This is a genomic window from Bradyrhizobium sp. LeoA1Lang (assembly GCF_055413685.1).
Genome location: NZ_JBVAPG010000076.1, coordinates 1 through 14,746, shown reverse-complemented (window position 1 = coordinate 14,746; position 14,746 = coordinate 1). Strand labels below are relative to the sequence as shown.

Sequence of the window (14,746 nt, the reverse complement as noted above, 5' to 3'; positions counted from 1 at the left end):
AACCGCCGGGCGCAAGTCCAATCCAGGTTTCCAGGGAAAGCCTACAACAGGCCAAGCACAATCGCGCCGACAAAGGCGAGCGCAACATAGGCGGCGACGACGCTCAGCCGGCTGACGAGAAGACTCATAGCCATCGAGAACGCTCCCAGCGTTTGCGCCTGCCCGCATAGAACGCGCGAATTTACCAAACCGTTCCCCGCCGAAAAAGCCAGCGATGCTGTCCGTCCTGCTTGAGGCGTCCGGAGCGGTGGCGGTATGGTTAAAGATGTGTAAAAACAACGCGTTGAAGAGTCCTTAAATAAATTAGCCGAACCTGCCGCGCATGACGCGTGGAGTTCGTTTGTATCTCGTCGGCTCCGTCGTCCTCGTTTCGCTGGCAGGTTGCGGTCGCGGTTTCTTCCAGGCCGAGCGTGAACCCTGGCGGGCCGAGGCCGAAGTCGCTTGCCTGAAATCCGGAGCCGTGAAGGAAGGGCCGGACCTCGTGCGCATCGACCCGATCTCGGGTCCCGGCGCGTGCGGTGCGCAATTCCCGCTCAAGGTCGCAGCACTCGGCGAGAGTGACCAGACTTTTGGTTTCGCCGACGATTTGCGTCCGCCGGCCGATATCGGCTCGAGCCGCAGCCAGCCGCGCTGGCCGATCGCACCGCAACCGGCGCCGCGGCCGGCCCCTTATCCGAATTCGGCCGCGGGCCAGCCCGGCTATGGTGCGCCGTCGAACGCGCCGATTTCGCTGAACGCTCCCGGCGTCGCGCCGCAGCAGGACGACATCGATTTGCCGGCGGAGGGCACGCCGGAACCGCCGGGCGGTCCGGTCTATGGCGCGCCGCAAGGCTATCCGCAGCGCGACCGCGGTTCCGCACCTTATTCCCCCGCGCCCTATTCGCCGTCGCAAGGCGCCGCCGCGCCACTGCCGCGGCTCGGGCCGGAGCGCGGCAATCCCGTCACTGCGGTCGGCCCGGTCACGCTGAAGCCGACGGCGACGCTCGCCTGTCCGATCGTCTCCGCGCTCGATCGCTGGCTTGCCGATTCCGTGCAGCCGGCAGCGACGCGCTGGTTCGGCGCGCGCGTGGTCGAGATCAAGCAGATCTCCGCCTATTCCTGCCGTGGCATGAACGGCAATCCGAGCGCGCATATTTCCGAGCACGCCTTCGGCAACGCGCTCGACATCGCCGGCTTCACGCTGGCCGACGGCCGCCGCATCTCGGTGAAGGATGGCTGGCGTGGCTTGCCGGAAGAGCAGGGATTCTTGCGCGACATCCAGGGCGCGGCCTGCCAGCAGTTCAACACCGTGCTGGCGCCGGGCTCCAACCGTTTTCACTACGATCACATTCACGTTGACCTGATGCGCCGCGCCAGCCGCCGCGTCATCTGCGAGCCCGCCGCCGTCTCCGGCGAGGAGATCGCCGCCCGCGCCAACTCGCGCAACCCCTATGCCTCGCGCGACCCCAATGTCACGGGCTCGCTCGGTGGCAAGAAGTCCTCCTGGTTCAGCCGCAAGCCCAAGGTCAACGAAGAAGACGAATTCACCGACGAGTAGTCTTTGCGCGCTTGTCGGAGGGATAGCAGGCCGCGACAGTGCAGGATCGCTGACATCCGATGCTGCCCCATCCTTTCGTTGTTTGCGGGGCGTCCGGCCCCCCGCCCGGGTGATCTACGCAGGATAGGCGATTGCGCGATGAGACAATTTGCGCAACATGAGGCATGGCGTCGCGTGTCTAAGGTGGCACGGACGCGATAAACGACAATAAAGGCCGGCAAAGGCTGCATCATATCGGGGGAGGCGGCATGGAGGTGACGCGCAGTCTGAAGCGGCGATCGCCGTGGCTTGCGCGCAGCGTCAATTCGCTCGCGGGGGCTGCGATGTTCGTTGCCCCGCTCCTTGCGCTGGTTGCGATCTGGGCTGTCGTCGTCCCGCTGTTCGATATCAATCCGCGCGTCTTCCCCTCCGTCGGCGCGGTCGGTACTGCCGCGATGGAGTCCATCCGCGACGGCACGCTGTTTGCCCATATCGGCGCGAGCCTGCTGCGCGTCGCCCTCGGCACGCTGATCGGCATTATCACCGCCGTGCCGCTCGGGATCGCGATGGGCGTGAGCCCCACGGTCGCCGCGTTCCTGACGCCCTTGTTCCGCTTCTTCTCCGTGCTCGCCGGTATCGCCTGGATTCCGATCGCCACGCTCTGGTTCGGCTATGGCTTCGGCGCCATCGTCTTCGTGATCTTCAACGCCGTGTTCTTCGTCGTCGCCTACAACACGCTGCTCGGCGTCAAGACCATCCCGCACACCATACGCAATGCCGCAAGCTCGCTCGGCGCCGGCCGCTGGGCGCTGCTGACGGAAGTGCTGCTGCCGGGCGCGCTGCCGAACATCGTCACCGGCGTTCGCACCGGGCTCGGCTTCGCCTGGCGCGGCCTGATCGCGGCGGAGATGATCGCGACCAATGTCGGGCTCGGCTACATGCTGTTCGTCGCCCGCGATTTCTACCGCACCGAAGTTATCGTGTTCGGCATGATCGTGATCGGTGTGCTGTGGCTCCTGATCGACCGTCTGCTGCTGGTCCCGCTGGAGCGCGCGACCATCGAGCGCTGGGGCATGGTGAGGCGCGCATGAATGTCCTCTTGCAGTTCTGGAGCGGTTACGCACGGATGACGCGGCGCTGGCCGGCACTCGCGGCCATCATCCCCTTCATTCCGGTCGTCGCGCTGTGGAGCGCGGTCGCCGCCGCCGGAATTTTCCCGCGCGCGTTCTTCCCCGGCCCGGTCGATGTCGCAAACTCCTTCGTCACGCTAACCTACAAGGGCATCCTGCCGGACTATCTCGGCGACAGCCTGATCCGCCTGTTCACCGGCGCTGCAGTCGGCATGGCGCTCGGGATTCCGCTTGGGGTGTTGATCGGCACCAGCCGCTGGGCGCATCGCATCTGCTGGCCGATCCTCCTGTTCTTCCAGGCGATCGGCGACATTGCCTGGCTGCCGATCCTCCTGATCTGGTTTGGCTTCGGGCTCACGACGATGACCTTCGTCATTGTCTACACCGTGCTGTTCCCGGTGGTGCTCAACACCGTGCTCGGCGTCGAATCCGTGCCGCGCGATCTCGCGCGCGCCGCCCGCAGCTTAGGGGCCTCGCCGGCGCGCGTGCTCTGGGAGGTGACGCTGCCCGGCGCGCTGCCCAACATCATCACCGGCCTGCGCAACGGTCTCGGCTATGGCTGGCGCGCCCTGATCGCGGTGGAGATGATCGTCGGCACCAGCGGCATCGGCTTCATGATGTTCGATGCGCGCCGCTCCGGCTCCACCGTCGAGATCCTGCTCGGCATGATCATTCTCGGATTGCTCTGGTACATCGTGGACGCCTGGATCCTCGCGCCGCTCGAGCGCGCGACCGGCCAGCGCTGGGGATTGGTGACATCATGAAGACGCTCTCGCTCAAGAACCTCGCAAAGACCTATTTCGATCCGTATGCCGGCTCGCATGTCAACGCCGTCCACGACGTCTCGATCGACGTCGAGCAAGGCGAATTCGTCTCGGTGGTCGGCCCGTCCGGCTGCGGCAAGACCACGATCCTCAACATGATCGCGGGCTTCATTCCCTATACCGGCGGCGAGATCCTGCTCGACGGCAAGCCGGTCAAGGGACCGGGCCCCGAGCGCGGTGTCGTGTTCCAGTCGTTTGCGCTGTTTCCGTGGAAGACTGTGCTCGACAATGTCGGCTTCGGCCCGAAGATGCGCGGCGTGCCGAAGGCCGAGCGCGACCGCATCGCGCGCGAATATCTCGCGCTTGCCGGCCTCTCGCATGCGGCGCACCGCCACCCCAATGAATTGTCCGGCGGCATGCAGCAGCGCGTCGGCGTGGTGCGCGCGCTCGCCAACAATCCGGATGTGCTGCTGATGGACGAGCCCTTCGCCAGCGTCGATGCGCAGACGCGCATGACCTTGCAGGAAGGGCTGACGCGGATCTGGCAGGAGCGCAAGCCGACCGTACTTTTCATCACCCATGACGTGCCGGAGGCGGTGTTCCTCGCCAACCGCGTCGTCGTGCTTTCGAAGGGGCGGGTCCTCGACCAGATCGGGATCGACCTGCCGCGGCCGCGGGTCTGGGATGATCTGGTCAAGGACGACAAGTTCAAACAGCTCTCCGCGCGTGTGCTGCAAATGGTGCGCGCCGCATGAGCCTCGTCGCGCAAGCCTTCCGTTCGACCAAGGGCCGCATCGTGCTCGGCGTCATCGCCGCCTGGGCCGGCTTTCAGCTTTGGCTGACCTTAGCCGCGCCGGGCAAGATCTCGCCGGAGCTCGCCGGCACGTCCGAGAAGGTCAATGTGCAGATCGAGCTGCCGTTCACCCCCGAGCGCTTCCACGTGCTCGCATTCCAGCAATATGGACGCGTCTCGGGCACCGACGAGCATTCGATTGAATTACGTGGCGTCAAACGAACGGACCTCAACGCCGTCGCCCGGCCGTACTGGGTGACGGCGGTGGGGCCGATAAAACCGGGAGGGTAGGAGAATGAAACGATTATTGCTGCTCGCGCTGGCGTTCGCGCTGCTCTGTACGCCGTCGGGCGCACAGACGCTGACCAAGCTGAAGGCCGGCATGGTCACCGGCATCGACCAGATTGGATTGCCGATCGCGCTCGAGCGCGGCTTCTTCGAGAAATACGGCCTCGACGTCACCATCGCGCGGCCCTATGCCACCGGCGTCGATGCCCTCAACGCGCTGCAGGCCGGCGAGAGCGAGATCGTGCAGGTCGGCGTGCCCATGATCGGTGCGGTGCTGCGCGGCATGGATCTGGTTGCGCTCGGCAATTACAGCGGCAACGCCACCAAGGCCGGCTCGGATGCGACGATGGCGATCGTCGCGCGCGAAGGCTCAGGGATCGTCAAGAGCGACCTTGCGAGCCTGAAGGGCAAGAAGATCGCGGCGTCCTTCGGCACCATCAACCACCTCTATATCCTCGCCATCCTGGAGAAGGCTGGGCTGAAGCCTGAGGAGGTCACGCTGGTGAACACGCCGCCGCCGGACATGACGGTCGCGCTGCTCGCCAAGGGCATCGACGCCTTCTCCGGCTGGGATCCGTGGCCGATCGTGGCGGGCAAAGATGTGCCCGGTGCAGTCGAGATCATCCGCGGCGGAGACGTGATCTCCTATCTCGGCTTCAACGTCGGCTTACGCCCATGGGTGCTGGCCAACGGCGACACCATCGAGAAATTCCTCGCTGCGGTCTCCGAAGCCGACCAGTGGATGCGCAAGAACCCGAAGCAGGCGGCACAGGTCGCCACCCGCTGGATCCCCGGCCTCAAGCAGGAAATCGCCGAAGCCGCGATGCAGTTCAACATCCGGCAGGCGGACCGTCGTCTCTCGGCGAACAATTATCGCGCGCTCTACAGTGCCGAAGACCGTCTGTCGCGGCTTGGGATCATCAAGGCGACCTTCGATGTCAACAAGCATATCGAGCCGAAATACATCCTGAAGGTGATGAAGGATCACCCCGAACTCTTCTCCGACCTGCCGCCAATCCCGGAGGCCGCGGCGATCGGTCCGGGCTATATCTTCAAGCCGTAAAGGTATCTCCGACGTCATTCCGGGCTCGATGCTTCGCATCGCCCCGGAATGACAGCTCTCGGTGATTGCGAACAGGGACGACTGAGAGAGTGGCGACCGCAGTCTATCTCCTCACCCTGAGGAGGCCGCGTAGCGGCCGTCTCGAAGGGCGAGGCCACAGGCGGGGCCTCATGGGTTCGAGACGCGCTGCGCGCTCCTCACCATGAGGGGCAACACCGGCATCGGCTCTCACGCCGCTTTCCGATACGCCGCCAGGAACACCTTTGTCGCGCTGTCCACCACCGTGGCGATCTGGTCGGGCGACGGCGAGGGCTTGGCCTGGAAGATGAAAGCCTGGAACAGCGTCGCCTGGCACATCTGCATGAACTGCCAGGCGGCGAGCTCGAAATTGTCGATCGCGAGCTCGCCGTGTTCGGCGCGAGCTTCGAGATAGGTCGCAAAGCGCTTGACGTTGCTCGCGATCACCTGTTCGTAGAACCGGCTGCCGACCTCAGGCATCCGTTCGGCGATCGCCATCACCGTGCGGATCGCCGAGCCGCCCCCGGGGCGGCACAGCAGAGCGATGTAGGCGCGTCCGAATTCAGGCAGGGTGATATCGACGTCGCGCTCAGGATCGAAGTTGAAGGCAGTCTTGCTCTGCTCGATCTTCTCTTCCTCGACGATCGCCTCGAACAGCCGGCACTTGTCGTCGAAGTAGACGTAAAGCGTGCCCTTGGAGACCCCGGCGGCGCGGGCGATCTCGCCCATGCTGGCGCCGTCGAAACCCAATTCCAGAAACACCTTGCGGGCACCATCGAGAATCTGCCGCCGCTTCGAGGAGTCCTCCTCGGCAACGATCTGAAGAGGAGATGTCTGGCTTGCAACCATTGGTTTAGCCTCTCGGAGAACATTTGCATCCGGGGTACTGTCCGGAAGCGATTTTCTCCTTAGGGTTCCTCTGAGCTGATGTAGCTTGACCGAACCGTTCGGTCAATGATAGATGTAAAGACACGATGCCGCACCGGCCGCAGGGCCTCGCTTGCGTCGTGACGGGGTAAATGAGGAGTCCGGCTATGGCCGCGGCGAGAGATCGCTGCACGCGTCGTTCGCTCCGAGCCGGAGGTCGAGGGCGAGTCCGTGCGCAACACATCAGCTCAGCCAGCAGAGCAGCTTCGTGGCCCCGCTGCTGAAGAAGCCAAGCGCCGGCCTGCCGAAACGCCGGCCGCGCCTGCACCGGAGCAGCCGGCAGCGCCAGCCGCCGCCGCGCCAAAACCCGCCAAGCGCAGATTCGTCATGATGGGCGTGCTCGGCCTGCTCGCGCTCGCCGCCGTCGGCTACGGCGTCTACTGGTTCGTGGCCGGACGCTTCTACATCTCGACCGACGACGCCTATGTGCGCGCCAACAACTCGATGCTCGGCGCGCGTGTTTCCGGCCATCTGGCGGCGATCCTGCCTGCCGACAACGCGATCGTGCACGCCGGCGAAGTGATCTTCCGGATCGACGACGGCGACTATCGGATCGCGGTCGACGCGGCGCGCAGCAGGATCGCCACCCAGCAGGCGACGATCGAGCGTATCGGCCGCCAGGTCACCGCGCTGGAAAGCGCGGTCGAGCAGGCGCAGGCACAACTCGCGTCCTCCGAAGCGAACCTGAAGCGCGCCGGCCTCGATTTCGACCGCCAGCAGGCGCTGAGCACCAAGGGCTTTGCTTCGCGCGCCACCTTCGAAGTCTCGGAGGCAAGCCGCGACCAGGGCGTTGCCGCGGTGAAGTCGGCGCAGGCTGCCTATGACGCTGCGCGCGACAATGTCGAGGTGACCAAGGCGCAGCAGAACGAGGCCCGCGCCACGCTCGCCGAACTGCAGACCCAGCTCGCCAAGGCCGAGCGTGACCTCGATTTCGCCACGGTGCGCGCGCCGGTCGACGGCACCTTCTCCAACCGTCTCGTCAATGTCGGCGACTTCATCCAGGTCGGCCAGCGGCTCGGCAATGTGGTACCGCTCGACGATGTCTTCATCGACGCCAATTATAAAGAGACCCAGCTCAAGCGCGTCCGCCCGGGCCAGCCGGTGACGATCTCGGTCGACGCCTACGGCCACCGCAAGTTCAAGGGCGTGGTTGACAGCATTTCACCGGCCGCAGGCTCGGTGTTCACCTTGCTGCCGCCGGACAACGCCACCGGCAATTTCACCAAGATCGTGCAGCGGCTGCCGGTCCGCATCCGCGTGCCGAAGAGTGTTGCACGGCAGAACCTGCTGCGCGCGGGCATGTCGGTCTACACCACCGTGGATACAAGCGAGGGCGCACACGATGCGGACAATGATGCCGATCTCGACGCACCGATGATGATTCATCCGCAGTGATAGTTTGAGTCCGCAAGAAAATCCCGGGCGCAGGTGAGCAGATATGGCCGACGCCACCACCGCTTCGCCGAACATGATGAACGCCGCGGCCGCCACCGAGCGCATCGAGCCGAAGCGGGTGGTCGCCTTCATCATCATGGTGTTCGGGATGTTCATGTCGATCCTGGACATCCAGATCGTCTCGGCATCGCTGTCGGACATCCAGGCCGGCCTCTCGGCGAGTTCGAGCGAAGTATCCTGGGTGCAGACCGCCTATCTGATCGCCGAGGTCATCGCCATTCCCTTGTCGGGCTTCCTGTCGCGCGCGCTCGGCACGCGGCTGCTGTTTGCGATCTCCGCCTTCGGCTTCACCGTCTCGAGCTTCCTGTGCGGTTTCGCCACCTCGATCGAGCAGATGATCCTCTGGCGCGCGCTGCAGGGATTTCTGGGCGCCGGCATGATCCCGACCGTGTTCGCTTCGGCCTACACGATCTTTCCGCGCTCGAAGTTCCACATCGTGGCGCCGATCATCGGACTGGTGGCGACACTGGCGCCGACTGTCGGTCCCACGGTGGGCGGCTACATCACGGACCTGATGTCGTGGCACTGGCTGTTCTTCATCAACATCGTGCCCGGCATCGGCATCACCATCGGCGTGCTCGCGCTGATCGATTTCGACCAGCCGAATTTCGCGCTGCTCGAGCGCTTCGACTGGTGGGGCCTCCTGTTCATGGCGGGTTTCCTCGGCTCACTGGAATATGTGCTGGAGGAGGGGCCTCAGTATGAGTGGCTGCAGGACACGTCGGTTGCGTTCTTCGCCACAGTCTGCTTCGTGTCCGCGATCGCTTTCTTCTGGCGTGTATTCTCCGTCGATGAGCCGATCGTCGATCTCAGGACGTTCGGCAACCGCAATTTCGCGATCGGCTGCGTGCTGCAGTTCTGCATCGGCATCGGCCTCTACGGCCTGACCTATATCTATCCGCGCTATCTCGCGGAGGTCCGCGGCTACAGCGCGCTGATGATCGGCGAGACCATGTTCGTCTCCGGCATCACGATGTTCCTGATGGCGCCGGTCGTCGGCAAGCTGATGCAGAAGGTCGACCTGCGCTACATTATCGCCTTCGGTCTCGTCACCTTCGCGCTTGGCTCCTGGCAGATGACCTGGATCACCCGCGACTATGACTTCTACGAACTCTTGGTGCCGCAGATCCTGCGCGGCATCGGCATGATGTGCGCGATGGTGCCGACCAACAACATCGCGCTCGGCACGCTGGCGCCGCATCTGGTCAAGAACGCTTCCGGCCTGTTCAACCTGATGCGGAACCTCGGCGGCGCGGTGGGATTGGCTGTCATCAACCAGGTGCTGAACGACCGCACGGACCTGCACATCTCGCGTCTGCACGATCGGGTGCATTGGGGCAATGCGACGGCGGTCGAGACGCTCAACATGTTCACCCAGCGCATGCAGGGCATGGGCGACTCCGCAATGATGGCGCTGAAGCAATTGTCGCAGATCGTGCACCGTCAGGCCGCGGTGATGGGCTATGGCGACGCCTTCTTCATGCTGACCGTGTTCTATGTCGGCCTCAGTTTTCTGGTCCTGCTGCTGAACAAGCCGTCGGCGGCGGCACCTGGCGGCGGCGGACACTAGGGCGCGTGCACATAAATCCGGTTCGGAAAGCGCGGCTCGCCGAATGTCCGCTTCGCTCCGAAAGCGTCGCCGCGAAATGACGCGAAGGGCCACTTGTCTGCGAGCGCAAGTAACTAACCGCCGACGAACGTGACCGTCTCGTCGAGCGGGGCGCGGCCCGTACGGGCGTAACTCACCGTGGGGTCCTCGTACCCGATCGACATGCCGCAGAAGAGGATCAGCGCGTCCGAGGGTGACAGGACCTCCGCGACCGTGTCCCGAACCTGCGACCACGCCATCTGCGGGCAACTGTGCAGCCCTTCGGCGCGGAGCAGCAGCATGACGGTCTGCAGATACATGCCGACGTCGGCCCATTGGGGGCGGCCCAGGTCACGGTCGATGTAGCAGAACAGGGCGGCGGGCGCGCCGAAACAGTTCCAATTGCCGATGGCCGCCCGCTGGCGCGCCTCCCAGTCCTCGCGAGCAATGCCGAGCGCGCTGTAGCGCTCCTTGCCGAAGGCGGATCGGCGCTCCCCGTACGGGGACTTCAGCGCGGGCGGGTACATCTCGTACTGCCGCTCGTCCCAGGGGTCGCCGTGGCACACGCGTTCGACGGCGCGCGTCTTGAGCTCGGCCAGCGGCGCGCCGGTCAGCACGTAGGTGTTCCACGGCTGGATGTTCGATCCGGACGGCGACCATGCCGCGGCGGACAGCACGCGCTCAAGCACCACCCTCGACACAGGCTCGTCGGTGAATCCGCGCACCGCCCGTCGGCTTGTGACTGCCTCATATACGTCCATGATCGCACCCTAACCCAACAAGCGATCAGTACTCCCAGGGGCCCGGTACCCAACGAAAGACGTCGCCGTCGAGCGCCACGTGGCAGACGGACGGGAACGACAAATGAGTGGCCACCAGCGACTCGCGGTTCGCCGCCAGCTCCCGCAAAAGACGGACCCGGACGCGGGCCGCCTCCTCGGGGTCGTGTTCGAAGCCGTTGTACCAGTCGGGGTGCTCGAACCCGACCTGGAACACGGCGTCGCCAGCAAACGTCAGCCGGTCGCTGCCGGATGCCAGGCGGACCACGCTGTGCCCGGGGGTGTGGCCGCCAGTGCGTGTGACGAGCACCCCCGGCGCCACCTCATGCTTCTCCTCGAACGTCCGCAACTGGCTCTGGTACTCGTGCAAGAACCGCTTGGCCGTCCGCCGAAGCGCGTCCGGGAACCCCGGCGGCATGGAGACGTGGGAGAAATCGGGCGACTCCCAGAACTTGGTTTCGGCGGCGGCCACGTGGATGCGCAGGTCCGGACGCAGCCGGCCCCTCACCCCGTCGACGAGCAGCCCGCCAATGTGGTCCATGTGCATGTGGGTGAGCACCACGTCGGTCACGGATGCGAGATCGATGCCGGCGGCCTCCAGTCGCTGAACCGTCCGCCCGGCCCGCGGCAAGTCCGGGAACTCCGCCCCCATCCCAGCGTCGATGAGTATGGTCCGGCCGCCGCTACGCACCACGACCACGTTCAGCGCCCACTCGAGCACGTCCGGCGGCAGGAACATGTCCTCCAGCCAGGCCGCCCGGACGGCCGGGTCAACGTTGTGGCCCAACATCGCGCCTGGCAACGATAGCACCCCATCGCTAACCACCAGCACGTCAATTGCGCCGACCTTCAGCGCGTAGCGCGACGGAACCAACTCGGGCTCCGGTCTACCGTGGATGTACTTCGCGTTCACCTTGTCGGCGCAGTACTTGACCGAGGGCTGTGAGGTGTTGTCCAAGCTCATGTTTGTCTCCTGCTGACTGCCTTGCCTTTCGGGTACTTGGGTTGCCGTAACAGTCACTGTGCGGGCACGAGCGCCGGGGCGCCCTTGTCCTTGATCAAGAGCACCAGGAATTTCGCCGGCTGGGTGCTGCTCGCGTTCCGGTCGACGACATGAACATCATCAGGGCCTTCATAGAAGCTCTGTCCTGCTGTCAGTGTCACCGGTTGTCCACCCTTCAGCTGCATCACGACGGAGCCCTCCAACACGTAAACAAACGCATGTGCGTTGTGTCGGTGGATAGCGCTCGACCCTCCGGGCGCATGCTCGACCGTGATCATCAGAGCTTCCCTGCCGGGATTCTCCGGAAGATCCTTAGACATGAGTGACGTGACCTTAGGCTCCTGAGCCACCGCCGTGCCGGTCATGAGGCACAGAAGAACCAACGCAACGAGTTTGATCGTCATAGCCGCCTCTTTCGTTCGTTGCCCGGAACCCGCTCGGATGATCATGGTTATCTCCTGTGCTTCAGCTATGAACCGCGTTGCGGCTGAGCCAGTCGTCGAAGCGGATGGAGCCGAGGCGGGGGCGATCGCCGGGCGTCAAGGAGCGGTCGTTCAGCTCGGCTCCGAAGTAGCGCCAGTGCACGTCAGCGATCACCTTGCGCTGGTCGCCGCTCGCAGCCAGGAACTTGCGCGCGAACGTGTCCATCGGGCAGGCTTCCGGGCCCGCAACCTCGACGGTGCCGTTCAGCGGCGGTGCGAGCGTCAGCTCGGCCAGGTTGGCGACCACGTCGTCAGAGGCAATCGGCTGGAACAGCGCGGGCGACAGCCGGACCACACCGCCCTCTGCGCCCGATTTGACGATGCCTCCGACGAACTCGAAGAACTGCGTCGAGCGCAGGATCGTATAGGGAATGCGGGACGCCTTGATCAGATTCTCCTGCGCCACCTTGGCGCGGAGGTAGCCACTGTCGGGACTGCGGTCGCTGCCGACGATCGACAGCGCCAGATGATGCTTCACGCCGGCGGCCTTTTCCGCGGCCATCAGGTTGCGGCCCGAGGTCTCGAAGAATTCAAGCACCGCCTTGTCCTCCCACACCGGCGCGTTCGCCAGATCGACGACGACCTGTGCGCCGGAGAGCGCCTCTTTCAGTCCCTCGCCCGTGATGGTGTTGACGCCGGTATTGGGCGCGGCGGCGATGGCATCGTGACCCTTCTCCTGCAGTTTCTTGACGAGCTTTGATCCGATGAGGCCGGTGCCTCCGATGACGACAATTTTCATGATCTTGCCCTCCAAGGGTGTGCAAGGGAGTGTCCAGGTTGTGTCGTATTCGACGCGGCAAAGGGTGCCGGATCGGCGGCCGGAAAGCCTTGTGGCGGCCTTGAGGCGCGATTGAATTTCGCTTGGGTTTCCGTCCAAGACAGCGGGACAAAAGAGCAAGACGAGCCAAGAAAGCGCCACGCTGTTCCGGCAGTTTCCGCTTGCTTTACCGGCGCGATAACTCGGCCGAGCTTCGGCGATGATCACCGTGCTATCAATGGCTTGCCGGCCATGGCGATGGGCGGCGATGAGAGGGCGACGTGCAGTACGCGTTCGAGGACTACGTGATCGACTCGGACCGGCGGGAGCTCACGCGCAGCGCCGAGCCGATCGCCGTCGGGCCGCAGGTCTTCGACCTGCTGCTCCATCTGGTGCGGAACCGCGAACACGTCGTCAGCAAGGACGAGCTCCTGGATGCCGTGTGGGTCGGGCGGATCGTCTCTGAATCGACCCTGACCAGTCATATCAACGCGGCGCGCAAGGCCATCGGCGACAGCGGGCAGAACCAGCGCCTGCTTCGAACGATCGCCCGCAAGGGATTCCGGTTCGTCGGCGACGTCAGCGAAATCGCCAGTCGCTCCGCCGCAGTCAGCACCGAGCCCGACGCGCCGGGCAAAACCATCGCAGAGCCGCCGACCCTCCCCGACAGGCCCTCAATTGCCGCGCTCCCGTTCCTGAACCTAAGCGGCGACATCGAGCAGGAGTACTTCACCGACGGCGTGGTAGAGGACATCATCACGGCCTTGTCGCGCATTCGCTGGCTGTTCGTGATCGCACGCAATTCGAGCTTCACCTACAAGGGCCGCGCGGTCGACGTGAAACAGGTCGGCCGCGAGCTCGGCGTGCGCTATGTGCTGGAAGGCAGCGTGCGCAAGGCGGCACACAAGGTGCGCATCACCGGGCAGCTGATCGATGCGACCACCGGGGCGCATCTGTGGGCCGAGCGTTTCGAAAGTGCGCTCGACGATATTTTCGAGCTGCAGGATCAGGTCACCGAGGCCGTCGTCGGCGCGATCGCGCCGCAGCTCGAGCGGGCCGAGATCGAGCGCGCGAAGCGCAAGCCAACCGAAAGCCTCGACGCCTACGACTACTATCTGCGCGGTATGGCGCACCTCCATCTGGGATCCAGGGAGTCGATCGACGCGGCGCTCGGTCAGTTCAACCACGCGCTCATGCGCGACCCGAATTTCGCGTCGGCCTATGCGATGGCGGCGTGGTGCTATTTCTGGCGCAAGGTCAACGGCTGGATGACCGATCGCCCAGGCGAGATCGCCGAGGGCGCCCGCCTGGCGCGCCGGGCCGTCGACCTGGGCCGGGACGATGCGGTCGCGCTCACCCGCGGCGGGCATGCGCTCGCCCACCTCACCGATGACGTCGCCGGCGGCATCGCCTTGCTCGACCGGGCGCTCGTGCTCAATCCCAATCTCGCGTCGGCCTGGTTCCTCGCCGGATTCCTGCGGACCTGGAACGGCGAGCCGGACGCCGCCATCGAGCACTTCTCGCACGCCATGAGGCTGAGCCCACTCGACCCCGAGCTCTACCGCATGCAGGCCGGACTGGCGGCGGCGCATCTGTTCGCGGGGCGCTTCGACGCCGCGTCGTCGTGGGCGGAGAAAGCCTTCCGGGAGTTGCCGAGCTTCCTGATGGTCGTCAGTGTCATCGCGGCGAGCCATGCGCTCGCGGGCCGGCCGGACGAGGCGCAGCGCGCGATGAAGCATCTGCGTGAGCTCGACCCCACGCTGCGCGTCTCCAATCTCGCGGATTGGCTCCCGATCCGCCGGCCTGAGGACCTCGCGACCTTCGCGGATGGGTTGCGGAAGGCGGGGCTGCCGGAGTGAGGCGCGCAGTTCTCCGACCAATCATGCGAGTTGTGAGGAAAGGGTAGCATAGTCCTGCTGCAGATTTGGCCGGATGCGTCCGAAGCGCATGTAACGCGAAGCACTGCGGAATTCCCACGCCATTGCACCACGGCCTTGTGAAATGATCGAATCGGCGAGCAGCAGTCTTTGAATCAAGTTTGCGCGCTGTCGCTCTAGCTAGCATTACAGTTGTTTTTTTAGTGGGTTTCTGAATCCATGGGCAACCATGATTCGAAGATCGTGGACGCAGGCAGCGTCGATTGAGGAGACGCTTGCGTTGTGGGCGGCGTCGCTTCGGGAGAT

General features: G+C 64.7%; 14 protein-coding genes. 9 read left to right on the top strand and 5 right to left on the bottom strand.

Going from position 1 to position 14,746, the window contains the following annotated elements; translation table 11 throughout:
• Window positions 1-322 precede the first annotated feature (322 nt).
• The 6 genes from ACZYOF_RS24130 (at window position 323) to ACZYOF_RS24105 (ending at window position 5,554) form a co-directional block, all read left to right on the top strand.
• Window positions 323-1,537 (top strand): extensin-like domain-containing protein, encoded by a 1,215-nt coding sequence (locus ACZYOF_RS24130; protein WP_463717344.1) that lies wholly within the window; start codon window positions 323-325, stop codon window positions 1,535-1,537.
• A gap of 248 nt (window positions 1,538-1,785) precedes the next feature.
• Complete coding sequence (locus tag ACZYOF_RS24125) at window positions 1,786-2,607, top strand: ABC transporter permease (RefSeq protein WP_463717343.1); 822 nt, start codon at window positions 1,786-1,788, stop codon at window positions 2,605-2,607.
• Complete coding sequence (locus ACZYOF_RS24120) at window positions 2,604-3,410, top strand: ABC transporter permease (RefSeq protein WP_282530029.1); 807 nt, start codon at window positions 2,604-2,606, stop codon at window positions 3,408-3,410. The genes ACZYOF_RS24125 and ACZYOF_RS24120 overlap by 4 nt, the downstream gene beginning before the upstream one ends.
• The gene (locus ACZYOF_RS24115) at window positions 3,407-4,165 is read left to right on the top strand and encodes an ABC transporter ATP-binding protein (protein ID WP_463717342.1); all 759 of its coding nucleotides are present in this window, start codon (window positions 3,407-3,409) and stop codon (window positions 4,163-4,165) included. Before ACZYOF_RS24120 ends, ACZYOF_RS24115 begins: the two co-directional genes overlap by 4 nt.
• Window positions 4,162-4,494 (top strand): hypothetical protein, encoded by a 333-nt coding sequence (locus tag ACZYOF_RS24110; RefSeq protein WP_130577548.1) that lies wholly within the window; start codon window positions 4,162-4,164, stop codon window positions 4,492-4,494. Before ACZYOF_RS24115 ends, ACZYOF_RS24110 begins: the two co-directional genes overlap by 4 nt.
• Window positions 4,495-4,498: 4 nt before the next feature.
• The gene (locus ACZYOF_RS24105) at window positions 4,499-5,554 is read left to right on the top strand and encodes an ABC transporter substrate-binding protein (protein ID WP_463717341.1); all 1,056 of its coding nucleotides are present in this window, start codon (window positions 4,499-4,501) and stop codon (window positions 5,552-5,554) included.
• A gap of 228 nt (window positions 5,555-5,782) precedes the next feature.
• Here the strand turns inward: ACZYOF_RS24105 and ACZYOF_RS24100 are convergent, their stop codons facing one another.
• On the bottom strand, window positions 5,783-6,421 hold the full coding sequence (locus ACZYOF_RS24100) for a TetR/AcrR family transcriptional regulator (protein ID WP_394567625.1): 639 nt from the start codon (window positions 6,419-6,421) through the stop codon (window positions 5,783-5,785).
• Between the two features lie 249 nt (window positions 6,422-6,670).
• Between ACZYOF_RS24100 and ACZYOF_RS24095 the strand changes: the two genes are divergently transcribed.
• The gene (locus ACZYOF_RS24095; RefSeq protein ID WP_463717340.1) at window positions 6,671-7,894 is read left to right on the top strand and encodes an HlyD family secretion protein; all 1,224 of its coding nucleotides are present in this window, start codon (window positions 6,671-6,673) and stop codon (window positions 7,892-7,894) included.
• Between the two features lie 43 nt (window positions 7,895-7,937).
• Window positions 7,938-9,524 carry a DHA2 family efflux MFS transporter permease subunit gene (locus ACZYOF_RS24090; protein WP_463717339.1) on the top strand — a complete coding sequence of 529 codons (1,587 nt, stop codon included), beginning with the start codon at window positions 7,938-7,940 and terminating at the stop codon, window positions 9,522-9,524.
• A 113-nt stretch (window positions 9,525-9,637) separates the two neighbouring features.
• On the opposite strand, the gene ACZYOF_RS24085 is transcribed toward ACZYOF_RS24090, so the two are convergent.
• The 4 genes from ACZYOF_RS24085 to ACZYOF_RS24070 form a co-directional block, all read right to left on the bottom strand.
• The gene (locus tag ACZYOF_RS24085) at window positions 9,638-10,303 is read right to left on the bottom strand and encodes a nitroreductase (RefSeq protein WP_463717338.1); all 666 of its coding nucleotides are present in this window, start codon (window positions 10,301-10,303) and stop codon (window positions 9,638-9,640) included.
• 25 nt (window positions 10,304-10,328) lie between these two features.
• Window positions 10,329-11,285, bottom strand: a complete 957-nt coding sequence (locus ACZYOF_RS24080; RefSeq protein WP_463717337.1) for an MBL fold metallo-hydrolase — start codon at window positions 11,283-11,285, stop codon at window positions 10,329-10,331.
• Window positions 11,286-11,338: 53 nt separating this feature from the next.
• Window positions 11,339-11,728, bottom strand: coding sequence for a cupin domain-containing protein (locus tag ACZYOF_RS24075; RefSeq protein WP_463717360.1), 390 nt, complete (start codon window positions 11,726-11,728; stop codon window positions 11,339-11,341).
• 61 nt (window positions 11,729-11,789) lie between these two features.
• Window positions 11,790-12,545: an SDR family oxidoreductase gene (locus ACZYOF_RS24070; RefSeq protein WP_463717336.1), complete on the bottom strand. Its 756-nt coding sequence runs from the start codon at window positions 12,543-12,545 to the stop codon at window positions 11,790-11,792.
• Between the two features lie 299 nt (window positions 12,546-12,844).
• On the opposite strand from ACZYOF_RS24070, the gene ACZYOF_RS24065 reads away from it, so the two are divergent.
• Window positions 12,845-14,422 carry a winged helix-turn-helix domain-containing tetratricopeptide repeat protein gene (locus tag ACZYOF_RS24065; protein WP_463717335.1) on the top strand — a complete coding sequence of 526 codons (1,578 nt, stop codon included), beginning with the start codon at window positions 12,845-12,847 and terminating at the stop codon, window positions 14,420-14,422.
• The last annotated feature ends 324 nt before the right edge of the window (window positions 14,423-14,746 follow it).

Excerpts from the sequence above, each read along its gene's own strand:
- ACZYOF_RS24130 (WP_463717344.1), top strand. The coding sequence starts at position 323 with ATGACGCGTGGAGTTCGTTTGTATCTCGTCGGCTCCGTCGTCCTCGTT.
- ACZYOF_RS24125 (WP_463717343.1), top strand. The coding sequence starts at position 1,786 with ATGGAGGTGACGCGCAGTCTGAAGCGGCGATCGCCGTGGCTTGCGCGC.
- ACZYOF_RS24120 (WP_282530029.1), top strand. The coding sequence starts at position 2,604 with ATGAATGTCCTCTTGCAGTTCTGGAGCGGTTACGCACGGATGACGCGG.
- ACZYOF_RS24115 (WP_463717342.1), top strand. The coding sequence starts at position 3,407 with ATGAAGACGCTCTCGCTCAAGAACCTCGCAAAGACCTATTTCGATCCG.
- ACZYOF_RS24110 (WP_130577548.1), top strand. The coding sequence starts at position 4,162 with ATGAGCCTCGTCGCGCAAGCCTTCCGTTCGACCAAGGGCCGCATCGTG.
- ACZYOF_RS24105 (WP_463717341.1), top strand. The coding sequence starts at position 4,499 with ATGAAACGATTATTGCTGCTCGCGCTGGCGTTCGCGCTGCTCTGTACG.
- ACZYOF_RS24100 (WP_394567625.1), bottom strand. The coding sequence starts at position 6,421 with ATGGTTGCAAGCCAGACATCTCCTCTTCAGATCGTTGCCGAGGAGGAC.
- ACZYOF_RS24090 (WP_463717339.1), top strand. The coding sequence starts at position 7,938 with ATGGCCGACGCCACCACCGCTTCGCCGAACATGATGAACGCCGCGGCC.
- ACZYOF_RS24085 (WP_463717338.1), bottom strand. The coding sequence starts at position 10,303 with ATGGACGTATATGAGGCAGTCACAAGCCGACGGGCGGTGCGCGGATTC.
- ACZYOF_RS24080 (WP_463717337.1), bottom strand. The coding sequence starts at position 11,285 with ATGAGCTTGGACAACACCTCACAGCCCTCGGTCAAGTACTGCGCCGAC.
- ACZYOF_RS24075 (WP_463717360.1), bottom strand. The coding sequence starts at position 11,728 with ATGACGATCAAACTCGTTGCGTTGGTTCTTCTGTGCCTCATGACCGGC.
- ACZYOF_RS24070 (WP_463717336.1), bottom strand. The coding sequence starts at position 12,545 with ATGAAAATTGTCGTCATCGGAGGCACCGGCCTCATCGGATCAAAGCTC.